The 2,273-nt window shown below is 51.7% G+C and carries 1 protein-coding gene; it reads right to left on the minus strand.

The genetic code is table 11. The annotated features are described in order from the left end of the window. Positions 1-565 precede the first annotated feature (565 nt). On the minus strand, positions 566-2,273 hold a 1,708-nt coding region (locus DPQ22_RS01440), incomplete at its 5' end, for a YadA-like family protein (protein ID WP_190323087.1).

The following is a 2,273-nucleotide window of genomic DNA, read 5'->3' on the forward strand; positions in this document are numbered from 1 at the left end:
TGAAGGCAACTGAAGCCAGAAGCGCCAGGCGCAAAGGCAGGCTGCGCCGCTTAACCCCGCTAAAAGACACAATTTCATTACGACGAAAAACATTGCCGCTCGCGCGGCCCCGCTGCGTATTCTCGGCCATTTCAAAATCCCTGCTTGGTTTCCATGCGCTCCAGCGCCTGCTATGCTCCGCTCTTTGCAAAGCTGTCGGCTATGCTTTCAAACAACAGCAAGAAGGAGCTTATCAGGCAGAGCTATAGGTCAATATAAATTTTTTGTAAATTGATAATTTAAGATTACTCAGGTTTTTAGGCGGATAAAGTGCTATTTTTGCAACATAAACGGGGGAATGGGCAGTTTTTTTGCCATAAACTGAGATATTTTCTGTGGTAGAATTTAAGGCGCGGCTATAAGAATTTTACCTTTAACCGGCTTATTAGTATGGATTTCGGCTTATGAGAGGGGGCGGCGCTGAATGCTCCAAAGAGTAAGAATAGCGGCTGAGAAAAATCTGTGGATTATTTATGAAAAACTGTGGATTGTCTTATTGCTGTGGTGTTGCCAAGGCCGCCGGATTTTAATTAAGGCGAATAGTCACACCGCCGCCGACACCCATAGCGCTGTTGGCCACTGTGCCGGTGATATTGCTGCGGAAACGGCCGGTATTGCTGGTATAGCCGGCGCCGAAAGCAATAGCACCCTCACTTTTCCAGTAGCCGCTGCCAAAGCCGATACTGAAGGCGCCGGGTGTATCGTCAAAGCGCAGGGAAGCGGCGGCGAGGCCGATAGCAGCGGCAGCGCGAGCCTCATCGCGGACATTATCAAGCCGGTGATTGAGGCGGTTAAAGCGCAGATCCGTATAGTGATTGGCCTGCTCAACTGCGCCCGTGCTGATATTGTTAATGCGGCTGTCGGTGTAATCATTGGCGGATTTCAGCGTTGCTGCTGCTGTCGTGCTGATATTAGCATTCAGCTCGTCTTTGGCATCGCTTAGCTGGCCGCCATTAACAGCATCGGTGGAGTCTTTTTCCACTTTGCCGGCGGCGACATTATGGAGAGCGACAGGGGTAGAGGCATCAGCGCCTTGCAGGGTGACGCTGTTGGTTTTATTGCCGTCTGAATCTGTGTCATATTGCACGGCATTTTTGGTTGCAGTGCCGATATTGCCGATCGTTTCTTCTATATTGCCGACACGGTTTTCAACATTGCCAAGACGGCCTTCAACAACACCGACACGATTATTAGTGTCGTTGAGCTGAGCGCCGTTAACGGCGTCTGTTGAGCCTGAGGCAATCGTGCCGCCGGCAAGATTAGTGAGCTTTTGCGGTGTTGTTGTGCCGCCGTCTTTGTCTATCAGCGCCAGGGTCGTGTCATCGGCGCGCTGGACAGGGCCGCTTTTGCCGTTGCTAATATCGCCGAGCTGGTTGTTGATAGTGTTTATATCCTGCTTATTCTGGTTTACCTGGTTGTTAACATTGCTCAGGCTGCTATCCATTGCCTCCAAAGCACTGCCGACATCACTATAGTTTCCACTAGTGGCAGTGCCGCTGCTGTCAACAGAATGAATTATATAGCTGGGGGCTGTCCATGAGCCGTTTTGCCAGGCAGCGCCGCCGCCAAGATAATTTGCCGTTTGTTGGGCATTAGTAGCAATATCGGCGGTGTTGGTGGCGATATTGCCGGCATTGGCGGTCACATTGGTGTTTGTGGCATTAAGCTGGCTGCCATTAACAGCATCGGTTGAGCTGTCAGACAAAGTGCCGGCCGTGAGGTTTGTAAGCTTCTGGGTATTGCCGGGGGCATCAGCCGTGCCGTCAGCGGCAATAAGGGCGAGATTATCGCCACTGGTGCGGCGCACGGGGCCGATAGAGCCATTATTGATATTATTGGTGATATTGTTAAGGCTGCTATTGACCGTGTTAATGCTGCTGTCTACCGCCTTGAGGGCATCACCGACATTATTGGCGGTAGCGCCCTGCACAGTATAGCTTGGGGCTGTTCCGGCCGCGACATCAGCCCCGCCGCCGAGATAGGTGCTGGTATTGGTTGCGACTGTGTTAATGGCGGTGGTATTAGCCGTGATATTGGTCTTGTTGCCGGCAATATCAGTGGTGTTGGCAGCAATATTGCCGGTATTAGTGGTCACATTATTATTAGTGGCGTTAAGCTGGCTGCCATTAACAGCATCGGTTGAGCTGTCAGACAAAGTGCCGGCAGAAAGATTGGTGAGTTTTTGTGTGGTGCCGGGGGCATCTGCGGTGCCGTCTGCGGCAATAAGGGCGAGA

This window comes from Candidatus Tokpelaia sp. (assembly GCF_008636115.1).
GTDB lineage: Bacteria > Pseudomonadota > Alphaproteobacteria > Rhizobiales > Rhizobiaceae > QLZD01.